The following is a 22,027-nucleotide window of genomic DNA, read 5'->3' as shown; positions in this document are numbered from 1 at the left end:
GGGGCGCTCGCCGCCCCCGCACCCCCGGCACTGCTCTCCAGGTTTCTGGCCGGGAAGGAGCCGGGGGCGCGACGGTCAGGCATGGGCGCGCTGTCCGGCGAGGATCGCCTCGGTCGCTTCGCGCAGCCGCCGGCGTGCCTCGGGATCGTAGCACTGTTCCTCGGCGCGGGTATCGACGCCGCGATTGAAGTAGCGGCCGGTGACGCCGGCGCGCTCCGGCGAGGCGGCGAGGTCGAGGATGAAGCCCGCCCCCTCGTCCACGCTGTCGACGACCGCGTGCTTCATCTCGCGCACCATGGTCGTATTCATGTAGGAGCCGGGATGCATGGTGTTCGCAGTCACCCCGGCCCCCTTCAGATCGCTCGCGAGATCGAAAGTGGCCATGATCAGCGCCACCTTGCTGCGGCAGTAGGCGGCTTCGCCGGAGTAATCGCGCTCGAGCATCAGATCGGAGAAATCGATCGGGTGCTGGCCATCGGAGGCCACGTTGACGATGCGCGCTCCCGGTCTCAGCCGGTCGAGCAACAGCCGGCTCAGCAGGTAGGGTGCGAGGTAGTTGATCGCGAAGCGGCGTTCGAACCCGTCGGCGCTCTCCTCGCGCGGCGCGCCCTCGGGACCGGTGCCGATGCCGGCATTGTTGACGAGCACGTCGATCTGGCCGTGGGCGGCCCCCACCTCGCCCGCGAAGCGGCGGATGTCGTCGAGCGAGGCAAGGTCGCAGGCCATGAAGCTGGCCGAGCCGCCGGCCTCATCGATCTCGCGGACGACCTCCGCGCCGCGCGTCTCGCTGCGCCCCTGGATCACGACGTGATACCCGGCCCTGGCGAGAAGTGGGGCCGCGACGCGGCCCATCCCGTCCGTGGCGCCGGTGATGACAGCGATCTTGGTATCGGACACTGCCCGGACCTCCTTTTTCTGTTTCCTCGCGCGCCTCAGACGCGCTCGCCGCTGGCCGCGTCGAAGACCGACACCACGGCCGGATCGAAGGACAGCTCGATGCTCTCGCCGATGTTCAGCCCGGCCTCGCTCGGGACGCGGACCGACAGCGTATCATCGCCGATCCGGAACCAGATGAGCGCGTCGGCGCCCATCGGCTCGATGACGCTGATCTCGCCCATGACACGCGCCGGCCCGGCCGCGCCGACCGAGAGCTGTTCCGGCCGGAGACCAAGCTCGACCTCACGCCGTCCCGCCACCGCGCCGTTGGTGGCATAGCCATTCAGGTCGATCATCTGGTTCGTCCGGGTGACGAAGGTGAGACCACCCTCATCCGCCGTGAGCGCCCCCTTGAGGAAGTTCATCGACGGCGAGCCGACGAAGGAGGCGACGAACTTCGTGTTCGGCCGCGCATAGATTTCCTTCGGGCTCGCGAACTGCTGGATGTTGCCCTTGTTGAGCACCGCGATCCGATCCGCGAGCGTCAACGCCTCGATCTGGTCATGGGTCACGTAGATCATCGTCGAGGTGAGATCCTGATGCAGCTTCTTGATCTCGACCCGAAGCTCGGTCCGGAGCTTCGCGTCGAGATTCGAGAGCGGCTCGTCGAAGAGGAACACGTCCACGTCGCGCACCAGCGCGCGGCCGATCGCGACGCGCTGGCGCTGGCCGCCCGAGAGCTCGGAGGGGCGGCGGTCGAGCAGGTTCTCGATCTTCAGGATGCCGGCGGCGCGCGCCACCCGCTTCTCGATCTCCGCCTTCGCCATCTTCGACATGCGAAGCCCGAAGCTGAGGTTCTCGCGCACCGTCATCCGCGGATAGAGCGCGTAGGACTGGAACACCATGCCGATGCCCCGATCCGCCGGCTCGGCCCAGGTGACGTTGTTGTCGCCGATCCAGATCTGGCCGTCGGCGATCTCCTGCAGCCCCGCGATGCAGTTGAGCAGCGTGGACTTGCCGCAGCCGGAGGGGCCGAGGAGGACGATGAATTCTCCCTCCCTGATGTCGATGTCGAGTTCCTCGATCACCTTCACGGCGCCGAAGGCGACGGTAATGTTCCTGGCTTGAACAACGGCCATCTTCTTATCCTTTCACTGCGCCAGCCGCGATGCCGCGGACGAAATACCGACCCGAGAAGAAGTAGACGACGAGCGGAACCAGCGCCGTGATCATGGTCGCGGCCATGTTCACGTTGTATTCCTTCTCGCCCGTCGTCGAATTGACGATGTTGTTGAGCTGGACGGTCATCGGAAGGTTGTCGAGCCCGGCGAAGACGGTCCCGAGGATGAAGTCGTTCCAGATGCCCGTGACCTGCAGGATGACCGCGACGACCAGCATCGGCGTCGCCATCGGCAGCATGATGTGCCAGAAGATCTGCGGAATGTTCGCGCCATCGACACGGCTGGCCTTGAAGAGGTCGATCGGCAGGCTGCCGAAGAAGTTCCGGAAGAGCAGCGTCAGCACCGGCAGGCCGAAGATCGTGTGCACGATGATGATGCCCGGCAGCGTGCCGAACAGGCCGACGCTCGCGAAGACCCGCACCAGCGGATAGATGAACACCTGGAACGGGATGAAGGCGCCGACCATCAGCACGGCGAAGAGGATGGTCGATCCCTTCGCCCGCCAGAAGGTGAGCATGTAGCCGGTCCAGGCCGCGAGCGAGATCGACAGGATCGTGCTCGGGATCAGGATCTTCATCGAATTGACGAAGCCGACCTGGATTCCCTCGCAGTTGAGGCCGGTGCAGGCCGAGGTCCAGGCCTTGACCCAGGCGTCGAAGTTGAGCCCCCGGGGCAGTGCGAGGATGCCGCTGCCGGCCCGGATCTCGTCCATGGTCTTGAGCGAGGTGATGATCATCACGAAGAGCGGCAGGATGAAGAAGGCCGCCGTGAAGATCAGGAAGGCATAGAGCCCGATCCGCCCCGCAGTCACTTCGCTCGGCCGGCGCCCGACCGCGTTCGGGTTATGCGCCCGGCGATGCTCGCCCCGTCTCGGGCGCCCGCCGGGGTCGATGTCCGTTACCGTGGTCATACCGGTTTCCTCGCACGCTTGCCGCGGAATTCCTGGACGTAGATGTAGGGGACGACGACCGCGATCACGGTGATGAACATCACGGTCGCGGCGGCCGAGGCGAGGCCGATGTTGGCGCGCCGGAAGAGGAACTCCATCACGTATTTCGCCGGAACCTCGCTCGAGATGCCCGGCCCGCCGTTGGTGAGCGCGACCACGAGGTCATAGACCTTCACGCCGCCGACCGAGAGCAGGACCAGCGAGGTCGCGAACATCGGCGCGAGCAGCGGAATGACGATGTGGCGATAGAAGCGGTAGGGGCTGATGCCCTCGACCTTGGCCGCCTTGACGAGATCCTCGTCGATGCCGCGGAGCCCCGCCAGCATGATGGCCATGACGAGGCCCGAGGCCTGCCAGACACCGGCGAAGGCCACGACATAGATCGCCGTCTCAGGCCGCACGAGCCAGTCGATGTTGACGCCCGTCAGCCCGAGGCCGTGGAAGATCTTCTCGATCCCGAATTGCGGATTGAGGATCCACTGCCAGACGAGGCCGGTCACGATGAAGGACATGCCCTGCGGATAGAGGTAGATCGTGCGGAACCCGTCCTCGAAGCGGATCTTCTGGTCGATCGCGATCGCCATCAGGAGCCCGAGCGCGAGGCTGAGCCCGACGAAGACGACGAGATAGATCCCGAGGTTCATCGCCGACACCTGCCAGCGGCCGTCCGAAAAGAGGCGCTCGTACTGGAACGTGCCGACGAAGTTGTTGACCGGCAGCATTCTCGAATTGGTCATCGAGATCCAGATCGTCCAGCCCATCGTGAAGATGTAGACGCCGAGAGCGACGAGGTAGGCGGGGAAAAGCCCGAGATAGGCGCCGTATCGGCGCTTCGGCCCTTCCCTCGTGTTCGCAGGCACTGTCATTGAACCCCCCTTTCTTCGTGGCCGGAGCCTCACAGCAGGCGATTTTCCAGCGGTGTGAGTGAATATCCCCCATCGATGACCATGCACTGGCCGGTCATGTAGCTGGACGCGTCGGAGGCCAGGAAGACGGCCGCGCCCGCGAGTTCGTCGGGTGTCCCGATCCGGTTCATCGCGGCGGGCCGGATCATGTAGCCGTGGGCCTCTTCCGGAAATTCCTCGAGATACGGGCCAAGGATGTCGGTCATGATGTAGCCGGGCGCGATCGCGTTGACGCGGATGTCGTGGCGCGCCCATTCGTAGGCGAGGCAGCGGACCAGCATGTTCACGCCCGCCTTCGAGGCGTTGTAGCAGGCCTGCGGATTGCCGTTGGCGACGAAGGCCGAGAGCGACGAGGTGACGATGATGTTGCCGCGCCCGCGCGGTATCATGTGCCGCGCCGCCGCCTGGGCCGAGAAGAAGACGCCCTTGAGGTTGACGTCCATGAGCCGGTCCCACTGGTCCTCGGTCATGTCCTCGGCGTTGACGTCGATGCCGATGCCGGCATTCGCCACCATGATGTCGAGCTTGCCGAGGCGGTTCACCGTCTCGTCCACCGCCGCGTCGAGCGTGGCGCGCTTCGTCACGTCGGCGAGAAGGGCGAAGGAGTTCTTCGCGCCGATCCCGCGCAGTTCCTCGGCGATCGCCTCGCCCTCCTCCGCGCCCTGGCGCGAGACGATGACCACCTCCGCCCCCGCCTCGGCGAGCCCGCGGGCCATCGCCGCGCCGATCCCGCGTGAGCCGCCGGTGACCATGGCGACGCGGCCCTTGAGGCGCAGACGTTCGGTCACCGGACCGCAAACGTCGGTGCCGACGCGGCCTTTGTTCAGATGTACTGCCATTTGGATCGATCTCGCTGGCTGAGGTTCGGTGGGCCCCGGGCCGGGCGGAAGCCGCCGGCCTGGGAACGCGCTCAGCGCATGGATTGCTCGGATTCGACGATGTAGACGAAGGCTTCGACGAAATCGTCGGTCGTCATCGACGGGTCGGCCCAGAACTGCCCTGCGAGGTCGCGCTCGGCGCCGATCATGTCGGGCGAGACGAGGAAATCGACCGACGGCACCCGCTGGTCCTCGGTCTCGAGGATCTCCATCCCGATCTGCGAACAGGCGTCGAGCTGGCTCGGATCGACGTCGAGGCGCACCGGAACCGAACCCTTGTTGGCGTTGAAGGCGATCTGCGCCTCCGGGCTCATCATCGTCCTGGCGAGGAGCATCTGGGTCTCCGTCAACCCGTCGGCGCCGTCCTGGACCGGGAAGATGAAGGCATCCGGCGCGAGATTGAAGTAGCGCTTGCCGTCGCCGCTCCCGAGGATCTGGCAGCCGAATTCCACGCCCGGCGTCTGTCCGGCGGAGATGTATTCGCCCTTGGCCCAGTCACCCATGAACTGGAACCCGGCCTGGCCGCTGATCACCATGTTGGCGGCGACGTTCCATTCCCGGTTGGTCGCGCCCTCGTCGGAATAGTCCTGGAGCCGCCGGAAGGTCTCCACCGCGTCGCGGAACGCATCCGAACGGACGGCCTCGACGTCGAGATCGCGCGTCACCCGGTAATAGAGGTCCGGGCCTGCCTTGGTCAGCAGCACCGAGAGGAAGGTCTGGCCAAGCTGCCAGGGCTGCGCGCCGACCGCGAGTGGCACCGCCTCGCCCTTCGCCTTGATCGCGTCGAGCGCGGCGAACATGTCGTCCCAGGTCACCGGCTCCTTGGCACCGGCGGCTTCGAGCACCGCCTTGTTGTACCAGACCCAGTTGTGGCCGTGGCTGTTGATCGGCAGCGCGTATTTGTGCCCGTCCTCATAGGTGAGCGCGGTCGTGAAGATCTCCGGGATATTGTCCCAGAACCCCGCCTCGTCGCCCACCTCGTCGAGTGGGGCGAGAAGTTCGCCTAGCACCAGATCGTCGATCTGCTTGCCGAGCGGCATCTGCGCCGCCGTCGGAGGGTTGCCCCCGGCGATGCGCGAGACGATCGTCGCGGTGGCGATCTCGCCGCCGCCGATCGCATTGTCGGTCCAGGCGCCGCCAGCGGCCTCGAAGGCGCTGGCGAGTTCCTTGACGGCGGCGGATTCGCCACCGGAAACCCACCAGTGCATGACCTCGGCGTTGTTGTCCTGAGCATGGACCGAGCCAGCGGCCATCAGGGCGGTCGCGAGCGCGACCGCGGAGACAGAGTGCTTCACGGGAGTTCTTCCTCTCCTGACTGGATCGCGGCGCTTTGGACGCGCTCTGCGATGCGACGGCGATTCCGCGTCGATGAAGTTAGTGTAGCGCTAAACTTGCGGGAGTCAACGCAATATTGAGCGTTAAACATCAGGCATGCCGAAAACGTTCGCAAAGCCGCCCGAACCGGCCAAGCGGCTTGACGCGCGGGTCGGGTTTGCCCAACCTTGGCCCCGTGTTCGGCGTGTTTTCCGAACTGATGCCAGCTCGCCGGCGGTTTGTGAGCGAGGAGATTCCAATCGCATGAACACCAGAAGCGCCAAGCGCGAGGCGAGCACCGGGCGTCCGCCGAGGGTCACGCTGAAGGACGTGGCCAAGGCGGCGGGCGTCTCGATGATGACCGTCTCCAATGTTCTCCACGACCGCCCGAACGTCAGCGCGGCGCTGCGCGAACTTGTCCAGCGGCGGATCGAGGAGCTCGGCTACGTCCCGAACCGCGCGGCGCAGCAACTCGCCGGCGTGACCCGGCCGCATTTCGGCCTGCTCTATGCGAGCGTCATCAACCCGTTCATCGCCTCGGTCATCGTCGGCTCGCTCACCGCCGCCTCGCGGCTCGGGATCGATGTCACCATAGAGCTCGCCGAGCTTGACGATCCGAAATCGCTCCGGAGCACGATCAGCCGGATGCGCGACACCGGTGTCGACGGACTTCTGCTGCCCTCGCCGATCGCGGAATTCGTCGAGCGGACGTTCCGGAAGAAGCCGCTGAAATTTCCGGCGGTCGCGATCGCACCCGGTTTCTCGATGCCCGGCATGGCCTCGGTCCGCGTCGATGAGGAAGGCGCGGCCTTCGAACTGGTCTCCTCGCTGCTCGACCTCGGCCACACCCGCATCGGGCATCTGGCGGGACCGGAAACCCAGTCGGGCAGCTTCGCCCGCCATGAGGGATATCGCGCGGCCCTGCTGGCACGCGGCATCGAGCCTTGCGCGGAACATCTCGAACGGAGCCGGTTCAACTTCCAGGACGGCGTGGAGGCGGCCGAACGTCTGCTCGCGCGCGAGCCGCGCGTCACGGCGGTCTTCGCGGCCAACGACACGCTGGCCGCGAGCGTGCTGGCGGTCACGCATCGCCGCGGGATCGCCGTGCCCCGGTCGCTCTCGGTCGTCGGCTACGACGATTCACCGGTCGCTGAACAGGTCTGGCCGGCGCTGACCACGGTTCACCAGGACGCCTTCGCCGCCACCGAACGCGCGGTGGAGATGCTGAACGCCAGCGTGGCGGCATGGCGCGCGGGCAGCTTCACCGGTCCCGCCGAGGATCTCCTCCTCCCCTACCGGATCGTGCACCGCGCCTCGACCGCCCCGGCGCCCGCCGACTGACCGATTTCCGCGGATGAGCCGGATTCGGGCTTCCGGACTGGATCATCCCGTGTTAATTTAGCGCTAAATTGACTCACGGAGCCATGAGATGGAATTCGGCATACACGCCTTCGTCTGGACGGAGGGGCGGACGCAAGACGCGTTGGAGACCGCGATGGACCGGGCCCGCGCCGCCGGGTTCGGGCTCTTCGAATTTCCCGGCCTCGATCCGAAGGTGATCGACATCGACCGACTCGCGAAACACGCCGCCAAACTCGACCTGAAGGTCGTCGCCTCCGCCGGCCTGACACCGGCGCATGACGTGACGAGTTCCGATCCGGAGATCGCGCCGCGCGGCGAGGCGTTCCTGAACGAAGCGGTCAGCGTGGCGCGCGACCTTGGCAGTTCGCAACTGAGCGGCCCGATCTTCTCCGCTCATCAGAAATTCTCCGACCTTCCGACCGAGACCGGCTGGCGGACCAGCGCCGATGTGCTCGCCCGCGTCGCGGAGAGGGCGAAGGCGGGAGGCGTGGCTCTCTGCCTCGAACTGGTGAACCGCTACGAGACCAATCTCATCAACACGGTGAAACAGGGCGTCGCCTATATCGGCGATACCGGGTCGGACAACATCTTCCTCCACATCGACACGTTCCACATGAACATCGAGGAGACCGACCAGGCCCAGGCGATCCGCTACGCCGGCGAGCACATCGGCTATGTCCATGTCGGCGAGAATCACCGCGGGCATCTCGGCACCGGCGCGATCGACTTCGCCCCGGTCTTCGACGCGCTCATCGACATCGGCTACACGAAACACGTGAGCGTCGAGGCATTCGACAGCCGCGCGCTCGGCGATCCGCTCAAGGCGACCTGCGCGATCTGGCGCGATCTCTGGGACGACGCCGACGCCTTCGCCCGGCATTCGAAGGCCTTCCTCGACCTCCAGTACGCCGAGGCACTGCGCCGAACGGCCGCTTACGCGTGACCGGCGGGGCCGCTGCGATCTCTTTTTTGCGCCCAGTTAATATAGCGCTAAACTGGACCGGCAATTCCGCGCGCCGCCAGGCCCCGGCCCGCCTCGCGCGGTTCGAACTTCCCGAAACGACCACGCGGACGGGCGCCCCCGATCCGCGCCCAGAACGGAGGAAACCATGCTTCAGGTCGATGACCTCGCCGCGATGATCGATCATTCGATCATCGACCCCAACCACACCGAGGAAGACATGCTCAAGGGCATCGACCTCGCGGTCAGATACCGGACGGGCCGGTTCACCACCCAACCCTTCCGCGTGAAGACCGCCCGGAAGCGGCTCGAAGGCAGCGGCGTCGCGCTCCAGACCTATGTCGGCTTCCCGCATGGCAACGACCTGACCGCGACGAAGCTCGTCCAGGCCCGGCAGGCGATCGAGGACGGGGTGGACGAGCTCGACATGGTGATCAACATCTCAGCCTTCCTCTCCGGCGACACCGCGCTCGTCGAGGATGACGTGCGCGCCGTCGTCGAACTGGCGCGGCCGCATGGGGTCACCGTCAAGGGCATCATCGAATGCTACTACCTCACGCGTCCCCAGCGGCTCGCGGCGGCGCGGCTCGTGGAGGCGGCGGGCGCGGCCTTCGTCAAGACCTCCACCGGCCAGCGCCCCGACCGGCAGGCCGAGATCGCCGAGGACGTGCGGGCGATGCGCGCGGTGCTGAGGCCGGAGACCACGGTCAAGGCCTCGGGCGGCTGCTTCGATCTCGACGCGATCCTGCTCTACCACGAGCGCGGCGCCCGGCGGTTCGGCGCCTCCGAGACCGCCAAGATCCTCGAAAACCTGCGCGCGCGGATCGCAGGCGACAACCCGTCCGGCGAGACCCCGGCGCGGAGCGCCGCGGTGCCGGCGCCCGCCCGCGCCTACTGACTCTGAGGGAGACCCGAACTCATGGCGATGATGAATCTGGATCTGACCGGCAAGACCGCGCTGATCACGGCCTCGGTCAGCGGCATCGGCCTCGCGACCGCGCAGGGCCTCGCGGCGCAAGGCGCCCGCGTCTGGATCAATGGCCGCTCCGAGGACCGGCTCGCGAAGGCCGCCGACGCGGTGCGCGCGCGCGTGCCCGGCGCCGAGGTGATGACCGTGCTCGCCGATGTCGCGACGGCGGAAGGCTGCGCGGCCGTCACCGAGGCCGCGGAGGATATCGACATCCTCGTGAACATGGCCGGCGGCACCGACCGGCTCGTCCCCTTCGAGGAGCTGACCGACGCGGACTGGCAGTACCAGTGGGATTTCAACGTGATGAGCGCGGTTCGCCTGACGCGTCACTACGTGCCCCGCTTCAAGAAGAAGGATTTCGGCCGGATCATCTTCATGACGAGCGAGGCCGGTCTGGTGACGCCGACGGTGCTGCATCACTACGGAGTCGCCAAGGCCGCGGTGATCCGGCTCTCGCGCTGCGTGGCCGAGATCTTCCCCAGGACGGACGTGACGGCGAATTGCGTCGCGCCCGGTGGCACGATGAGCGAATGGGTCTATCGCGAGGCGCGCGACACCCCGATCGAGGAGTTCGAGAGGAATCACTTCGAGGTCAATGAGCCGACCTCGCTGCTCGGCCGCTTCGCGCAGCCCGATGACGTGGCCAATCTCATCGTCTATCTCTGCTCTCCTGCGGCGACGGCGACTCGCGGCGCGCTCCTGCGCGCCGAGGGCGGCGCGGTCCGCTCCGACTGATTTCGGACAAGGAGACGGGCCGTGCGCGACGGCATGAGTGATTCCCCGGCACCCGAGGCCGGTCCGGCCAGGCTTGTGGTCGTCGTCTGCGTCGCCTTCTTCGCGGCCGGGATGGTCGCGGCCGTGCTCGGCCCGGCGATCCCGGATTTCGCGCGGCGGACGGGTGCCGGAACGGTCGCGGTCGGCGGCGCGCTCACCGCGCTTTTCGCAGGCGCGCTCACCGGGCAACTGGGCGCGGGACTGCTGCTCCGGCCGATCGGGCAGAGGCGCATCCTGGCCGCGGGGATGCTCGTCGCCCTGATCGGCGCCTCGGGCCTCGCCTCCGCGGCGTCGCTCTCCACGCTTCTGGCGGCCGCCGGATGCCTCGGGCTCGGGTTCGGCACCATCACCGTCGCGGGTAACGTGCTCGCGGCGGAAGCCTCGGGCGGGGCGGGGCCGCTCAATCTCGTGAACGCGATGTTCGGCGTCGGCGCGATCGTCTCGCCCGCGCTGGTCAGCCTCTCCATCGTCGCGCTCGGCGATGGGATTCCGGCGATCTGGACCGTCCCGGCGGTACTGGCGGCGGGCCTCGCGCTCCTGGTTTTCCGGGCGCCCCGGAAGGTGGCTCCAACCTCCCCGCGGCCCTCGACGGAATCCCGAATGTTCGCGACAGGGGGCGCGATTCGGGTTCTCCGCGCACCGCTGCTCTACACGATCTGCGGTTTCGCCTTCGCCTATGTCTCGTTCGAGGCCAGCATCAGCGGCTGGATGCCGACGATCCTCTCGCGCGCGGCCGACGTGTCGACCTCCATGGGGGCGATGGTCGTCTCGGTCTTCTGGTTCCTGATGACCGCGGCGCGTTTCATCGCGGCGGGCGCCAGCGGGCGCTACGGACCCGGCACGATCCTGCGCGTCTGCCTCGGCGGCGTCATCGCGGGCGCGGGCCTTCTGCTCGCCTGCGCCGCCACGGGGAGCCAGCTCCTCGGCCTCGCCGCCGTCGCGCTGCTCGGCGTCTCGCTCGGCCCGGTCCTGCCGACGATGCTCTCGACGCTCCGCGCCGTCTTCGGGCGGGACGCGGGCGTGGCGACGGGAATCATGCTCGGCTTCGGCAGTGTCGGCGGCGCGCTGGTGCCGCTCGGGGTCGGCGCGCTCATCGTGAATGCCGGCACGCTGGCCGCGACGGCGATGATGCTGCTCCCGCCGCTCGCGATGGCGATCCTGCATGTGCTGATCGACCGCCTCACCCGCGCGGCCCGCCCTGGAACTGGCCCTGAAACCGGCCCGGCAACGGGTCCGGTCGGCGGGACCTGCGAGCAATCCTGAGCCCCTGAGGGAGAGCCGCGCCCGGGAAATCTCCCTTCCCGGGCGCCGCTTCCCGTCAGACGAAGTAGATGCCCCCGTCCACCACGATCGACTGGCCCGTGACATAGGCCGAATCCTCCGAGGCGAGGAAGGAGACGACGCGCGCCACATCCTCGGGCTCGGCGTTGCGGCCGAGCGCGATATTGGGCAGCATCTTGGCGAACTGGCTGCCGCGCGGCGTGTTCTCGGTCGTCGTCACCACCTCGTCGATCGCATCCCACATCGGCGTCTTCACGACCCCGGGGCTGTAGAGGTTCGCGGTGATCCCGTGCTTGCCAAGCTCGAGCGCGACCGTCTGATTGAGCCCGCGCACCGCGAATTTCGACGCGACATAGGCCGACTGCCATTCGCCGCCCTTGTGCGCGCTGACCGAGCCCGCCGCGATCAGGCGGCCGCCCCGGCCCTGTTCAATCATCCGGGCCGAAGCCGCCTTGTAGCAGTTGAAGACGCCCCGGACGTTGATCGCGAGCGTCCGGTCGAGGATCTCGGCGGTCGTATCCTCGAATCGCGCCGTCACCGCGATCCCGGCGTTCGCAACCATCACGTCGAGCCCGCCGAAGGCGGCGGCGTGATCGGAGTCGAGGGCCTCGACGTCCTCCGGCCGGCTCACATCGCCGGTCGCGACACGGCAGGTACCGCCCGCGGCCTCGATCTCCCCGGCGGTCGCTTCGAGCGCTCCAAGCCCGCCCGGCAGGTCATTCAGCGTCACCGCGAGCCCGTCCCGGGCGAGCCGCATGGCGATGCCGCGGCCGATTCCCTGCCCCGCGCCAGTCACGATCGCGGTCCGACGTTCAGTGGTCATCCTTCATATCCTTCCTTCATGGCGCGGGTGGCCGGCCGAAACGCGCACGCTGGCACTCATGGTTTCAAATGACCGCTTGACACGATCACGAGCCTAGTTTAGCGTTAAATTCGACCGGCGCAACTGCTTTCAACGATGCGCCGGATCGGAATCGGGAGAAACGGGCGCGGCGCGGACGGACGATCAGAAGGTCCCCGCCATGCCGGAATCGGTCGCAAGCCAGAGTGTCGATGGCCGCGGGGATAGCCGTGCGTGCGCGCCCTCGCGCGCCCCCGGGCGGATATCGCCCGGCGGACAGACACGCGCGGCCTGGGGAGGAACGAACGGGTGATGCACCTTACTGCGACGAAACCGGACGCCGGGGCGCCGGCGGTGCGACGGCTGGCGCGGCTCCACGCGGCGCTGGTCACGCCCTACGACGCCGAGGAGAACGTCTCCGAAGTCTGCCTAAGCCGCCTGGTCGGCTTCGTCCGGCGACAGGGGATCGAGGGCATGTATGTCGGCGGCTCGACCGGCGAGGGTCTCGTCCAGTCGGCCGACGAACGGCTCGCGGCCTTCGAGACGGTGGCGGAGGCGGCCGAGGGCGCGGCGCTGATCGGCCATGTGGGGGCGATCGGCACGCGTGAGGCCAGGGCGCTCGCGAAGGGCTGCGCCGCGCTCGGCTACGACGCGGTCTCGGCGATCCCGCCGATCTACTTCCCGCACCGCAAGGACGCGGTCATCGGCTACTACGAGGACATTCTCGACGCGGCGGCGGGCACCCCGCTCATCATCTACAACATCCCGGCGATGAGCGGGGTCAGCTTCACGCTCGACGACCTCGCGCGGCTCCTGGCACTGCCCGGTGTGATCGGCATCAAGCAGACCAGCATCGACATGTACCAGATGGAGCAGCTGCGCCGGACCTTTCCCGACGCGCTGCTGCTGAACGGCTACGACGAGATGCTGCTCGCGGGGCTCGTCTCCGGAGCGAATGGCGGGGTCGGCAGCACCTACAACGTGATGGGCTCCAGATACGTCGAACTCCTGGCCCGTCTCGGCGCCGGCGACGTGACCGGCGCCGCCGCGATCCAGTCAGAGTGCAACGCGGTGATCGACGAACTGGTGGCGGTCGGGGTCTTCCCGGGCCTCAAGTACCTGCTCGCACGGATGGGCGTGATCGAGACGCCGGTCTGCCGCCGCCCCCTCGCCACGCTCACCGCCGCCACCCGCGGCCGGCTCGACGCGATCGCCGAGCGGCTCTCCGGAGACGCGGCGCTCGCTTCGGAATGACCCAGCGATGAACCCGCGCGGCCCCGCCCCGGCGGGGCGCGACACCTCGGAAACGGATGAACGCGCGGCCCTGACTCCGCGCAACAGCAAGGAAAGACGATGCGCCTCCTCCCGATGAAAACGCTCATGAGCAAGGCTTACGAGGACGGCTATGCCGTGCCCGCCTTCAACTGCGCGAGCCTTGAGATGATCCAGTGCGTCCTCAGGACCGCCGCCGAACTGCGCTCGCCGGTGATCCTCGGGATACATCCCGTCGAGGTCGCCTATTTCGGCTCCGCCGCCGTTCCGGTGGCGATCGCCAGGGAGGTGGGCGCCGATCTCGACATCGACGTGGCGATCCATCTCGATCATGGCGACAGCGAGACCTCGGTGATGCGCGCGATCCGCGGCGGCTTCTCCAGCGTGATGTTCGACGGATCGTCGCTCTCGATCGACGAGAACGTCGCGCAAACCGCCCGGGGGTCGAGATCGCCCACAAGGTCGGCGTCACCGTCGAGGGCGAGGTCGGCACCATCGGCATGACCGACGAATTCGGCGCGAAGCTCGAGAACGCCCATCTCTCCGACCCCGACTGGGCGGAGCGGCTGGCGAATACCGGCATCGACTGCCTCGCGGTGGCGATCGGCAACGCCCACGGCTTCTACGAGGGTGTGCCGGAGTTGCGCTTCGATCTCGTCGAGGAGATTCGCGAGCGGATCTCGATCCCGATGGTGCTCCACGGCGGCACCGGCATCCCGCGTGACCAGGTGCAGCGGGCGATCTCGCTCGGCGTCGCGAAGATGAACGTCGGCACCGCGCTCCGCTACGCCTTCGTCTCCGCGGCCAAGGAGCTCTGCGACCGCGAACCGGTCAGGGATCTGCCGCTGATGGCGCTCGGCACCGCCGGGATCGAGCGCGGCGCGGAAGTCGTACGCGAATACATGGGCATTGCGATGTCCGAAGGCCGGCTTGATTGAGGTAGAACCGATGAACAGCGAAACCACCACCCTTTCCCGCGCCGCCCAGCCGAGCGCCACCCCGACGGGCGCGCCCGGCGTGGCGCGGCACCGGATCGCGGATATCGAGGTCCATCTCGTCTCGACCCAGGCGCCCTCGGGCCTCGCCGATGCCACGCGCAAGGTCGAGACGGTCGGCATGACCGTCGTGCGCGTCAAGACCGACCAGGGCCTCGAAGGCGTCGGCGTCACCTATCACGAGGTCGGCGGCCCCGCGGTCCGCGCGCTGATCGAGAAGGACATGCTGCCGCGCCTCAAGGGCCGCGATCCCTTCGATACCGAGGTCATCTGGCGCGAGTTCTTCGCGGTCTTCCGCGGCGTCGGCCGCAAAGGGCTGATGTTCTGCGCGCTCTCGGCCATCGACTTCGCGCTCTGGGATCTCAAGGGCAAGATCCTCGGCATGCCGCTGCACCGCCTGCTCGGCGGCGGCCGCTCCCGCATACCGGTCTATGCGAGCGGCGGCTGGGCGAGCTACGACGACGACCAGCTCGTCGCCGAGATGAAGGACATGGTGGCCCAGGGCTACAGGATGGTGAAGTTCAAGATCGGCTACGACGGCGGCCGCCAGCCGAACCGCGACGTCGAGCGCGTCCGCAAGGTGCGCGAGGCGCTCGGCCCCGACATCGGCCTGATGATCGACGCCAACAACTGCTGGGACGCGGCGACGGCGGTGCAGTTCGGCAACCGGGTGCGCGAATACAATCCGATGCTGCTCGAAGAGCCGGTCTTCGCGGACGACATCCCCGGCCTCGCCCGGTTCAAGCGCGGCTGCGACATCCCGCTCGGCACCGGTGAGCACGAATATACCAAATGGGGCGTGCGCGACCTGCTGCTCGCCGACGCGGCCGATATCGTCCAGATCGATGGCGCCCGGACCGGCGGCTATACCGAGATGATGAAATGCGCCGCGCTCTGCGAGGCGTGGAACGTGAAGTTCGCGCCGCATGCGATGGAGCATATCCATATCCCGATCGCGAGCGTCTGCGGCAACGTTCCCTTCCTGGAGCGGCTCCGTCTCTTCGAGCCGATCACGCACAGCGTCTACCTGAACGCCCAGGTGCCGACCGACGGCCATCTCGACGTGATCGAGGCACCGGGCCACGGGCTCCGGCTCGACATGGACTTCATTCGCGACGCCGACGAGCGCGACTGACCCCACCAGACAACCGATCGACCAGACAACGGCCCCGGCGGCGCCCGCGGGGCCGAGAGGAGAGATTTGACCATGCAGATGCTCATCGGAGAGCGCTGGGTCGACGCCAGCGACGGCAAGACCCGTAACGTCATCAACCCTGCCACCGGCGAGGTGGTGGACACCGTGCCCGAGGCCACGGTCGAGGATGTGACCCGCGCCATCGACGTGGCGGTCCAGGGCCAGCGGGAATGGGCGGAGCGCACGACGCGCGAACGCGCCCAGCTGGTCCGCAAGGCGGCGGAGATGATCCGCGCGCGGCGGCTGGAGCTTGGCAGGCTGCTCTCGCTCGAAGCGGGCAAGCCCTACATGGCCGAGGCGGTCTGGGAATTCGACTCGGTCGCCTTCGTGCTGGAGGCCGGCTGCGAGGTGGCGCTGCACCACTACGGCGCGACCATGCCCTTCGCCACCGAGCCGGGTTACGATCAGGATCTGCAATTCACCATCCACGCGCCGCGCGGCATCATCGCCTGCATCGTGCCCTACAACTTCCCGCCGGCGATCTGGGCGTTCAAGGTCGGCGCGGCGCTCGCCGCCGGCAACGCGGTGATCGTCAAGGCGCCGTCCTACGACCCGCTCGCCGTCATCAAGTGCCACGAGATCCTGCTCGAAGCCGGCATTCCGGCCAATGTCATCCAGGTGCTGACCGGCGGCGGTGGACGCGTGGGCGACGCGCTGGTCTCCGATCCGCGCATCGACGCCATCAACTTCACCGGCTCGACGGCGACCGGCATCTCCATCGCCCGGCGCGCGGCGGAGCACCTGACACCCTATTATTTCGAGCTCGGCGGCAACGACGGCCTCATCATCTGCGACGACGCCGACATGGATCTCGCGGTCTCCGAGGCGGCGGACAAGTCGCGCAACTCCGGCCAGGCCTGCAGCGCCGCGAAGCGCTTCATCGTTCACAACTCGATCAGGAAGCGCTTTGTCGAGCGGCTGATCGACGAGCGCCTGTCGAAGCTCGTCCTCGGCGACCCGCTCGACCCGGACACGACGATGGGCCCGATGATCGGCAAGCCCGCCGCCGACACGATCGAGCGCCAGGTGGACCTCACGGTGAAACAGGGCGGCAAGATCCGCTTCGGCGGCAAGCGGCGGAACTCCTATGCCTTCTTCGAGCCGACGGTGATCGAGGATGTGACGCCGGGCATGGACATCGCCCGCGACATGGAGGTCTTCGGCCCGGTCTGGCCGGTCATCGGCTTCGACACGCTCGACGAGGCGGTCCGGATTCACAACAACTCGAGCTACGGACTCGGCGGCGGGATCATCACCCCCGACATGCGAACGGCGCTCCAGGTGTCGCGCAAGCTTCGGACCGGCCATGTCGCGATCAACGCCTCGGGCGGCTTCCGCGCGGCGGAACTTCCCTTCGGCGGCGGCCAGAAGGCCAGCGGCAACAGCCGCGAGAGCATGTCGGCGGTGATGGACGAGGTGACCCAGACGAAGTCGATCATCCTGCGCTACGTCTTCTCGGAGGACCGGCTGCCCTCCGGCGACGGCCCGCTCGTCGCTTGACAGCCACGGGGCTCCGGGGCGTCCCTGCCCCCCGGGGCCCTCTCCAACGCATCGACTCCCCGGGCGCCCGTCAGGTCGAGGTCATCCATGAACACGAACCCCTCCCCCCTCTTCGCCGGCGTCGATGTCGGCTGGGCGAGCGCGCGCGTCGGTCTCTACGACCGCGACGGCACGCGCCGCGCCTTCGCGGTCCGGCCGATCCGGCAGTTTCGCCCGCGCGCGCTCTTCGTCGAGCAATCCTCCGCCGACATCTGGGCCGCGATCGCCGCCGCGATGGACGAGGCGCTCACAGAGGCGGGCGCGGAGCCCGAGGATGTCGCCGCGATCGGCGTCGATGCGACCTGCTCGCTCGTCGCCGTCGGCCAGGATGGCGCGCCGGTCTCGGTCGCCGAGGATGGCGACCCCGCCCGCGACATCATCATGTGGATGGACCATCGCGCCGGGGCGGAGGCGCGGGAGATCAATGCGACCGGCGATCCCGCGCTCGCCTATGTCGGCGGCGAGGTCTCGATCGAGATGGAACTGCCCAAGGTCCTCTGGATGAAGCGGCGCCTTCCGGAACGTCACGCCGGTGTCACCCGGTATCACGACCTCGCCGATCATATCGTCTGGCGCATGACCGGCGCCGATGTGGCGGGCGTCTGCGCGCTGACCTGCAAGTGGAACTGGCTCGCGCATGAGGAGCGGTTCTCCGAGACGCTGCTCGAAGCGGTCGGGCTCGGCGACCTGCCCGCGAAGGTGCCCGCCGAGGTGCGGCCCGTGGGATCGGTCGCGGGCGGGCTCTCGGCCGAGGCGGCGGAGGCGCTCGGCCTCGCCGCCGGGATTCCCGTCGCGACTGGGCTCATCGACGCCCACGCCGGCGGGCTCGCCCTCGTCGGCGCCGCGCCCGAGGGGGCGATGGCGCTCATCAGCGGCACGTCGAACTGCCACATGGTGACGAGCGCCGAGGCGGTGATGGTCCCGGGCGTCTGGGGCCCGTATCTCGGCGCGATGCTGCCCGGCCGCTGGCTGGCGGAAGGCGGGCAGAGCGCGACCGGCAGCCTGCTCGACTGGACGCTGCGCCAGTCCTCGGCCTTCCCCGGGCTCCAGGCCGAGGCGGAGGCGGGCGGAACCACGGTCTATGCGCTCCTCAACGCCAGGGTCGCGGAGCTGATGGCCCGCGAGCCCTACCCCGCCGCCACCCTGCACGTCCTGCCCGACCATCACGGCAACCGCTCGCCCCGCGCCGATCCCGAGGCGCGGGGCGGCGTCGTGGGCCTGACGATGGAGGAAGGTCCCGAGGCGCTGGCCCGGCTCTATCTCGCGACGATCGAAGCGCTGGCCTATGGCACGCGCCACATCATCGAGACGATGAACGCGAGCGGCCACCGGGTCGCGCGGCTGGTGATGTGCGGCGGCGGCACGAAGAACCCGCTTCTCCTCCGGGTCCACGCCGATGCCATCGGGCTCGATATCGATCTCGCCGAGGACGAGGACGCGGTGACGCTCGGCTCCGGCATCCTCGCGGCCGCGGCCTCCGGCGCCTTCCCCTCGATCGCCGAGGCGGCCGCCGCGATGGCACGGCCGGGCGGAAGGGTCGCCGCGGATCCCGCCGCCCGCGCCTATCACGATGCGAAATACCGCGTCTTCCTCGACCTCTACGATCAGCAGCGCGCCGCCCGCGCCGCCATGTCCGCCTTCACCTGATGTCCGCTTTCACCCCGAAGGTACCCCCATGCTCGACCTCTCCCTGCCCGACGTGCCCGCCCGGCTCTCGCCCGCCGCCGACGAGGTTCTCTTCGTCACCAACGCCGACCTGCGCGAGAGCGCGAATATCGCCTGCTGGCCGGTCGAGGAGAAGTACGAGGCGCTCTTGACCGAGGCCTTGGCGAACCTTGGCAGGAAAGCCGTGCGTGCCCATCCCGTGAAGGCCGATCGCGGCCATGGTTTCATCGCGAGCCAGCGCGAGGGGTCGGACGTCTTCGCCGGCATCGATCCCGACGCGCCTGTCATCGTGCTCCTGACCGCCTGGCAGTATTCGCACCATATCGCGCCGTCGCTCGTCACCCACCGCGGCCCGGTGCTGCTGCTCGCCAATTTCGACGGCACCTGGCCCGGCCTCGTCGGCATGCTCTGCATGGCGGGCTCGCTCACCGCGCTCGGCCGGCCCTACTCGCGGCTCTGGTCGGAGAATTTCGACGACGCCTTCTTCCTCGACGGGCTCGGCGAATGGCTCGCCACCGGCCGGATCGCGCATGACCTCGGCCATCTGACCGAGGTGACCGCCGATCATCCGGTGATGGAGACCGAGGCCGGCCGGATCGGCGCCCGGGTCGGCGCCTGGTCGCTCCGCAACAAGGAGATCATCGGCCTCTTCGACACGCTCTGCATGGGCATGATCAACGGCACCTTCCCGCAACAGGCGATGTGCGCCATCGGGATGCCGGTCGAGAGCCTGTCGCAGGCCGACCTGCTGGTCGAGATGGCGGAGATCCCCGAGGCGCTGCGCGAGGAGTGCCTCGCCTGGTACGAGGCGCGCGGCATGACGTTCCGCTTCGGCGCCGATCCCGCCACCGGACTCACCCGCGAACAGGTCCGGGAGCAATGCGCGATGCTGATCGCGCTCGCCCGCTATGTCGAGCGCTTCGGCCTCGCCTGCGTCGGCGTGCAGTACCAGCAGGGCCTCGCGCGCTGCTGCGCCGCCTCCGATTTCGCCGAGGGCGCGATCGGCTCGGCCGAGCGCTTCCCGATCCCGGCGGCGGCCGGCCATGTGATCCGCGAGGGCAAGCCGATCCCCTGCGCCAACGAGGTCGACATGGGGACGGCGATCCCGCAGGTCATGATGTTTCGTCTGCTCGACGCGCTCGGCCTGCCCTCGGAGACGACGCTGCACGACGTGCGCTGGGGCAGCGACTGGGAGGGCGAATTCGTCTGGGATTTCGAGATCTCGGGCGCGGTGCCCTTCGGCCACCTAAAGGGCGGCATCGCCGGGGCGACCGGCTACCGCCAGCCGCCGATGTATTTCCCCAAGGGCGGCTCGACCATCGCGGGCCAGGGCAAGGCGGGGCGGCTTCTCTGGGCGCGGGCGCATTACGAGGGCACGGATGTGATCCTTCAGCTCGGCACCGGCCGGGGCATCGAACTGCCCGAAGCGGAATTCGAACGCCGCCGCCGCGCCACCTGCTACGAATGGCCGCTTCTGAACGCGACGCTCGACGGCGTGGGCCGTGACCAGTTGATGGCCGGGCACCAGTCGAACCATATCGCGATCGCCTATGTCGAGGAGGCGAGGCTGGCGGATATCCTCCGCGCCTTCGTCGCCCAGGCGCTGACCCAGAACATCCGCGTCCAGGTCGCCGGCGAAGCGCGAGGGCTGCTGTAGCCCCCGAGGCGAGGCACCGGCGCGGAACAACTTGGCGGGTTGTTCCACCTATGCCTCAGAGCGGGCGCTGTGCGCGCATGATGCCGGGTGGGAAGTGGCGGGAGGTCAGTAGGGCGAATCCGGGAAGTAGTATTCCGCCGCGTTCTCCTGGGTGATGAGCGGGCTGTCGAGAACATATTCGCCCTGGATCGGAGCCTGGGTCGCGTATTTCAGCGCCGTGATCTCGATCGCCGGGATGATGAGCGTGGGCGGATAGAAGATGTCGGCGTCGAACTCTCCGGTCTCGTCCATGATCATCTTGATGACCTGGTTCATGCCGGAACCGCCGAGCAGCACCATTTCCTCGCCGCGTCCCGACTGCTCGATCGCTTCCCGCGCACCGAGCGCCGCGTCGTCGTCGCCCGCCCAGACGCCATCGATCTCGGGGAAGCGGACGAGGAAGTCCTGCATCACCTCGAAGGCCTTGTCCGGATTCCAGTTCGCATACTGCATGTCGAGGATCTCGATCGCCGTACCGTCCAGCGCCTTCTGGAACGCTTCGATGCGGATATTGTCGATGGCGGTCGGAATCCCGCGCATGACGACGATCTTGCCGCCATCGGGCATCCGTTCCTTGAAGTATTCGGCGGCCACGACGCCATATTGCGGGTTGTTGCCGCCGACGTAGAGATCCTCGATCCCCTCCTCGGCGAGACCCCGGTCGACGGTGGTGATGAAGATCCCCTCATCCTTGGCGGCCAGCACCGGTTCGGTCAGCGGATCGCTCTCGAAGGGGAGGATGACCAGCGCGTCGATGCCCTGCGCGATCAGGTCCTCGACGTCGTTCACCTGTTTCGACGCGTCCGACGCGGTGGCGAGGATGAAGGTGAGGCTGGGAAAGGCCGCCTCCATCGCCGCGATGGTGCGCTCGGTGTGGTAGTTGAGCCCGCCGGTCCAGCCATGCGTGGCGGCGGGGATCGAAACGCCGATCGTGGCACCGTCCTCCTGCGCGACCGCGAGCCCGGCGGTCATCGAGAGGGCGAGCGCGCCGCCCAGCGTGGCGAGGCCGAATGTCCGTCTTGTCATCATGCTCATGTCTGGCGTTTCCCGATTCTTGATGGTTCTGGCTGTCCGTCAGTCGACATGTGGCGGAGCGTGGGGCCGCGAGGGCGGCCCCGATCCGGACCACGGGGGGGGGCATCAGGCGCCCGCGAGGGCGGCCTCTTTGTTGACGATGAGGTTTGGGTCTGGGTTTCCGTCGAGGAAGTCGATGACGTTCTGGACGGCGCCGATGGCCATGCGTTCGGCGCATTCGGTCGTGAGGCCTGCGACGTGGGGGGAGAGGATGACGTTGTCCATGGCGAGGAGGGGGTTTTCGGGGGCGGGGGGTTCGGCGTCGAAGACGTCGAGGCCGGCGCCGGCGAGGCGGTTCC

The 22,027-nt window shown here is 68.0% G+C and carries 21 protein-coding genes; 12 read left to right on the top strand and 9 right to left on the bottom strand.

The annotated features are described in order from the left end of the window. Window positions 1-75: 75 nt before the first annotated feature. From ACLJK8_RS17145 to ACLJK8_RS17120, 6 genes are all read right to left on the bottom strand, one after another. The gene (locus ACLJK8_RS17145; RefSeq protein WP_413151567.1) at window positions 76-897 is read right to left on the bottom strand and encodes an SDR family NAD(P)-dependent oxidoreductase; all 822 of its coding nucleotides are present in this window, start codon (window positions 895-897) and stop codon (window positions 76-78) included. A gap of 35 nt (window positions 898-932) precedes the next feature. After that, a complete protein-coding gene (locus ACLJK8_RS17140; RefSeq protein ID WP_413151566.1) occupies window positions 933-2,015 on the bottom strand; it encodes an ABC transporter ATP-binding protein in 1,083 nt (360 codons plus the stop codon). Between the two features lie 4 nt (window positions 2,016-2,019). Beyond that, complete coding sequence (locus tag ACLJK8_RS17135) at window positions 2,020-2,967, bottom strand: carbohydrate ABC transporter permease (protein WP_413151565.1); 948 nt, start codon at window positions 2,965-2,967, stop codon at window positions 2,020-2,022. Further along, complete coding sequence (locus ACLJK8_RS17130) at window positions 2,964-3,872, bottom strand: carbohydrate ABC transporter permease (RefSeq protein ID WP_413151564.1); 909 nt, start codon at window positions 3,870-3,872, stop codon at window positions 2,964-2,966. The genes ACLJK8_RS17135 and ACLJK8_RS17130 overlap by 4 nt, the downstream gene beginning before the upstream one ends. A 29-nt stretch (window positions 3,873-3,901) precedes the next feature. Beyond that, window positions 3,902-4,750 carry an SDR family NAD(P)-dependent oxidoreductase gene (locus ACLJK8_RS17125; RefSeq protein WP_413151563.1) on the bottom strand — a complete coding sequence of 283 codons (849 nt, stop codon included), beginning with the start codon at window positions 4,748-4,750 and terminating at the stop codon, window positions 3,902-3,904. Between the two features lie 71 nt (window positions 4,751-4,821). Continuing rightward, entirely contained in the window at window positions 4,822-6,084 is a 1,263-nt protein-coding gene (locus tag ACLJK8_RS17120) for an ABC transporter substrate-binding protein (RefSeq protein ID WP_413151562.1), read from the bottom strand. Between the two features lie 283 nt (window positions 6,085-6,367). On the opposite strand from ACLJK8_RS17120, the gene ACLJK8_RS17115 reads away from it, so the two are divergent. The 5 genes from ACLJK8_RS17115 to ACLJK8_RS17095 all read left to right on the top strand — a co-directional run bounded on the left by ACLJK8_RS17115 (window position 6,368) and on the right by ACLJK8_RS17095 (window position 11,433). Further along, a complete protein-coding gene (locus ACLJK8_RS17115; protein ID WP_413151561.1) occupies window positions 6,368-7,444 on the top strand; it encodes a LacI family DNA-binding transcriptional regulator in 1,077 nt (358 codons plus the stop codon). Between the two features lie 88 nt (window positions 7,445-7,532). Continuing rightward, window positions 7,533-8,408, top strand: a complete 876-nt coding sequence (locus tag ACLJK8_RS17110) for a sugar phosphate isomerase/epimerase family protein (protein ID WP_413151560.1) — start codon at window positions 7,533-7,535, stop codon at window positions 8,406-8,408. Between the two features lie 166 nt (window positions 8,409-8,574). Continuing rightward, window positions 8,575-9,324 carry a deoxyribose-phosphate aldolase gene (deoC, locus tag ACLJK8_RS17105; RefSeq protein ID WP_413151559.1) on the top strand — a complete coding sequence of 250 codons (750 nt, stop codon included), beginning with the start codon at window positions 8,575-8,577 and terminating at the stop codon, window positions 9,322-9,324. A 21-nt stretch (window positions 9,325-9,345) separates the two neighbouring features. Beyond that, entirely contained in the window at window positions 9,346-10,131 is a 786-nt protein-coding gene (locus ACLJK8_RS17100) for an SDR family NAD(P)-dependent oxidoreductase (protein WP_413151558.1), read from the top strand. Between the two features lie 21 nt (window positions 10,132-10,152). Further along, the gene (locus ACLJK8_RS17095; RefSeq protein ID WP_413151557.1) at window positions 10,153-11,433 is read left to right on the top strand and encodes an MFS transporter; all 1,281 of its coding nucleotides are present in this window, start codon (window positions 10,153-10,155) and stop codon (window positions 11,431-11,433) included. Window positions 11,434-11,488: 55 nt separating this feature from the next. Here ACLJK8_RS17095 and ACLJK8_RS17090 read toward each other — a convergent pair whose 3' ends face one another. Next, window positions 11,489-12,274, bottom strand: coding sequence for an SDR family oxidoreductase (locus tag ACLJK8_RS17090; RefSeq protein WP_413151556.1), 786 nt, complete (start codon window positions 12,272-12,274; stop codon window positions 11,489-11,491). 330 nt (window positions 12,275-12,604) lie between these two features. Between ACLJK8_RS17090 and ACLJK8_RS17085 the strand changes: the two genes are divergently transcribed. The 7 genes from ACLJK8_RS17085 to ACLJK8_RS17055 all read left to right on the top strand — a co-directional run bounded on the left by ACLJK8_RS17085 (window position 12,605) and on the right by ACLJK8_RS17055 (window position 20,615). Further along, window positions 12,605-13,546 carry an N-acetylneuraminate lyase gene (locus tag ACLJK8_RS17085; protein ID WP_413151574.1) on the top strand — a complete coding sequence of 314 codons (942 nt, stop codon included), beginning with the start codon at window positions 12,605-12,607 and terminating at the stop codon, window positions 13,544-13,546. A gap of 126 nt (window positions 13,547-13,672) precedes the next feature. Then, the gene (locus ACLJK8_RS17080) at window positions 13,673-14,068 is read left to right on the top strand and encodes a class II fructose-bisphosphate aldolase (protein ID WP_413151555.1); all 396 of its coding nucleotides are present in this window, start codon (window positions 13,673-13,675) and stop codon (window positions 14,066-14,068) included. Further along, entirely contained in the window at window positions 14,065-14,502 is a 438-nt protein-coding gene (locus tag ACLJK8_RS17075) for a class II fructose-bisphosphate aldolase (RefSeq protein WP_413151554.1), read from the top strand. The genes ACLJK8_RS17080 and ACLJK8_RS17075 overlap by 4 nt, the downstream gene beginning before the upstream one ends. Before the next feature lie 10 nt (window positions 14,503-14,512). Continuing rightward, on the top strand, window positions 14,513-15,694 hold the full coding sequence (locus tag ACLJK8_RS17070; RefSeq protein WP_413151553.1) for a mandelate racemase/muconate lactonizing enzyme family protein: 1,182 nt from the start codon (window positions 14,513-14,515) through the stop codon (window positions 15,692-15,694). Between the two features lie 72 nt (window positions 15,695-15,766). Then, a complete protein-coding gene (locus ACLJK8_RS17065) occupies window positions 15,767-17,254 on the top strand; it encodes an aldehyde dehydrogenase family protein (RefSeq protein WP_413151552.1) in 1,488 nt (495 codons plus the stop codon). Between the two features lie 87 nt (window positions 17,255-17,341). Continuing rightward, window positions 17,342-18,940, top strand: a complete 1,599-nt coding sequence (locus ACLJK8_RS17060; RefSeq protein WP_413151551.1) for an FGGY-family carbohydrate kinase — start codon at window positions 17,342-17,344, stop codon at window positions 18,938-18,940. 28 nt (window positions 18,941-18,968) lie between these two features. Continuing rightward, window positions 18,969-20,615, top strand: coding sequence for a fucose isomerase (locus tag ACLJK8_RS17055; RefSeq protein WP_413151550.1), 1,647 nt, complete (start codon window positions 18,969-18,971; stop codon window positions 20,613-20,615). A gap of 105 nt (window positions 20,616-20,720) precedes the next feature. Here ACLJK8_RS17055 and ACLJK8_RS17050 read toward each other — a convergent pair whose 3' ends face one another. Then, window positions 20,721-21,680, bottom strand: coding sequence for a substrate-binding domain-containing protein (locus ACLJK8_RS17050; RefSeq protein ID WP_413151573.1), 960 nt, complete (start codon window positions 21,678-21,680; stop codon window positions 20,721-20,723). Between the two features lie 114 nt (window positions 21,681-21,794). Further along, window positions 21,795-22,027, bottom strand: a 233-nt coding sequence (locus ACLJK8_RS17045) for an NAD(P)-dependent oxidoreductase (RefSeq protein ID WP_413151549.1), incomplete at its 5' end; no start/stop codon positions are given.

Source organism: Amaricoccus sp. W119 (assembly GCF_047275745.1).
Classification (GTDB): Bacteria; Pseudomonadota; Alphaproteobacteria; order Rhodobacterales; family Rhodobacteraceae; genus Amaricoccus.
Note: the sequence above shows the minus strand (reverse complement) of the source record. Positions and strands in the feature narration are given on the sequence as shown.

What these genes read in the sequence shown, in the direction of transcription:
- ACLJK8_RS17140 (WP_413151566.1), bottom strand. Translation starts at nt 2,015, where the DNA reads ATGGCCGTTGTTCAAGCCAGGAACATTACCGTCGCCTTCGGCGCCGTG.
- ACLJK8_RS17135 (WP_413151565.1), bottom strand. Translation starts at nt 2,967, where the DNA reads ATGACCACGGTAACGGACATCGACCCCGGCGGGCGCCCGAGACGGGGC.
- ACLJK8_RS17130 (WP_413151564.1), bottom strand. Translation starts at nt 3,872, where the DNA reads ATGACAGTGCCTGCGAACACGAGGGAAGGGCCGAAGCGCCGATACGGC.
- ACLJK8_RS17125 (WP_413151563.1), bottom strand. Translation starts at nt 4,750, where the DNA reads ATGGCAGTACATCTGAACAAAGGCCGCGTCGGCACCGACGTTTGCGGT.
- ACLJK8_RS17115 (WP_413151561.1), top strand. Translation starts at nt 6,368, where the DNA reads ATGAACACCAGAAGCGCCAAGCGCGAGGCGAGCACCGGGCGTCCGCCG.
- ACLJK8_RS17110 (WP_413151560.1), top strand. Translation starts at nt 7,533, where the DNA reads ATGGAATTCGGCATACACGCCTTCGTCTGGACGGAGGGGCGGACGCAA.
- deoC (WP_413151559.1), top strand. Translation starts at nt 8,575, where the DNA reads ATGCTTCAGGTCGATGACCTCGCCGCGATGATCGATCATTCGATCATC.
- ACLJK8_RS17100 (WP_413151558.1), top strand. Translation starts at nt 9,346, where the DNA reads ATGGCGATGATGAATCTGGATCTGACCGGCAAGACCGCGCTGATCACG.
- ACLJK8_RS17090 (WP_413151556.1), bottom strand. Translation starts at nt 12,274, where the DNA reads ATGACCACTGAACGTCGGACCGCGATCGTGACTGGCGCGGGGCAGGGA.
- ACLJK8_RS17085 (WP_413151574.1), top strand. Translation starts at nt 12,605, where the DNA reads ATGCACCTTACTGCGACGAAACCGGACGCCGGGGCGCCGGCGGTGCGA.
- ACLJK8_RS17080 (WP_413151555.1), top strand. Translation starts at nt 13,673, where the DNA reads ATGAGCAAGGCTTACGAGGACGGCTATGCCGTGCCCGCCTTCAACTGC.
- ACLJK8_RS17075 (WP_413151554.1), top strand. Translation starts at nt 14,065, where the DNA reads ATGACCGACGAATTCGGCGCGAAGCTCGAGAACGCCCATCTCTCCGAC.
- ACLJK8_RS17070 (WP_413151553.1), top strand. Translation starts at nt 14,513, where the DNA reads ATGAACAGCGAAACCACCACCCTTTCCCGCGCCGCCCAGCCGAGCGCC.
- ACLJK8_RS17065 (WP_413151552.1), top strand. Translation starts at nt 15,767, where the DNA reads ATGCAGATGCTCATCGGAGAGCGCTGGGTCGACGCCAGCGACGGCAAG.
- ACLJK8_RS17060 (WP_413151551.1), top strand. Translation starts at nt 17,342, where the DNA reads ATGAACACGAACCCCTCCCCCCTCTTCGCCGGCGTCGATGTCGGCTGG.
- ACLJK8_RS17055 (WP_413151550.1), top strand. Translation starts at nt 18,969, where the DNA reads ATGCTCGACCTCTCCCTGCCCGACGTGCCCGCCCGGCTCTCGCCCGCC.
- ACLJK8_RS17050 (WP_413151573.1), bottom strand. Translation starts at nt 21,680, where the DNA reads ATGACAAGACGGACATTCGGCCTCGCCACGCTGGGCGGCGCGCTCGCC.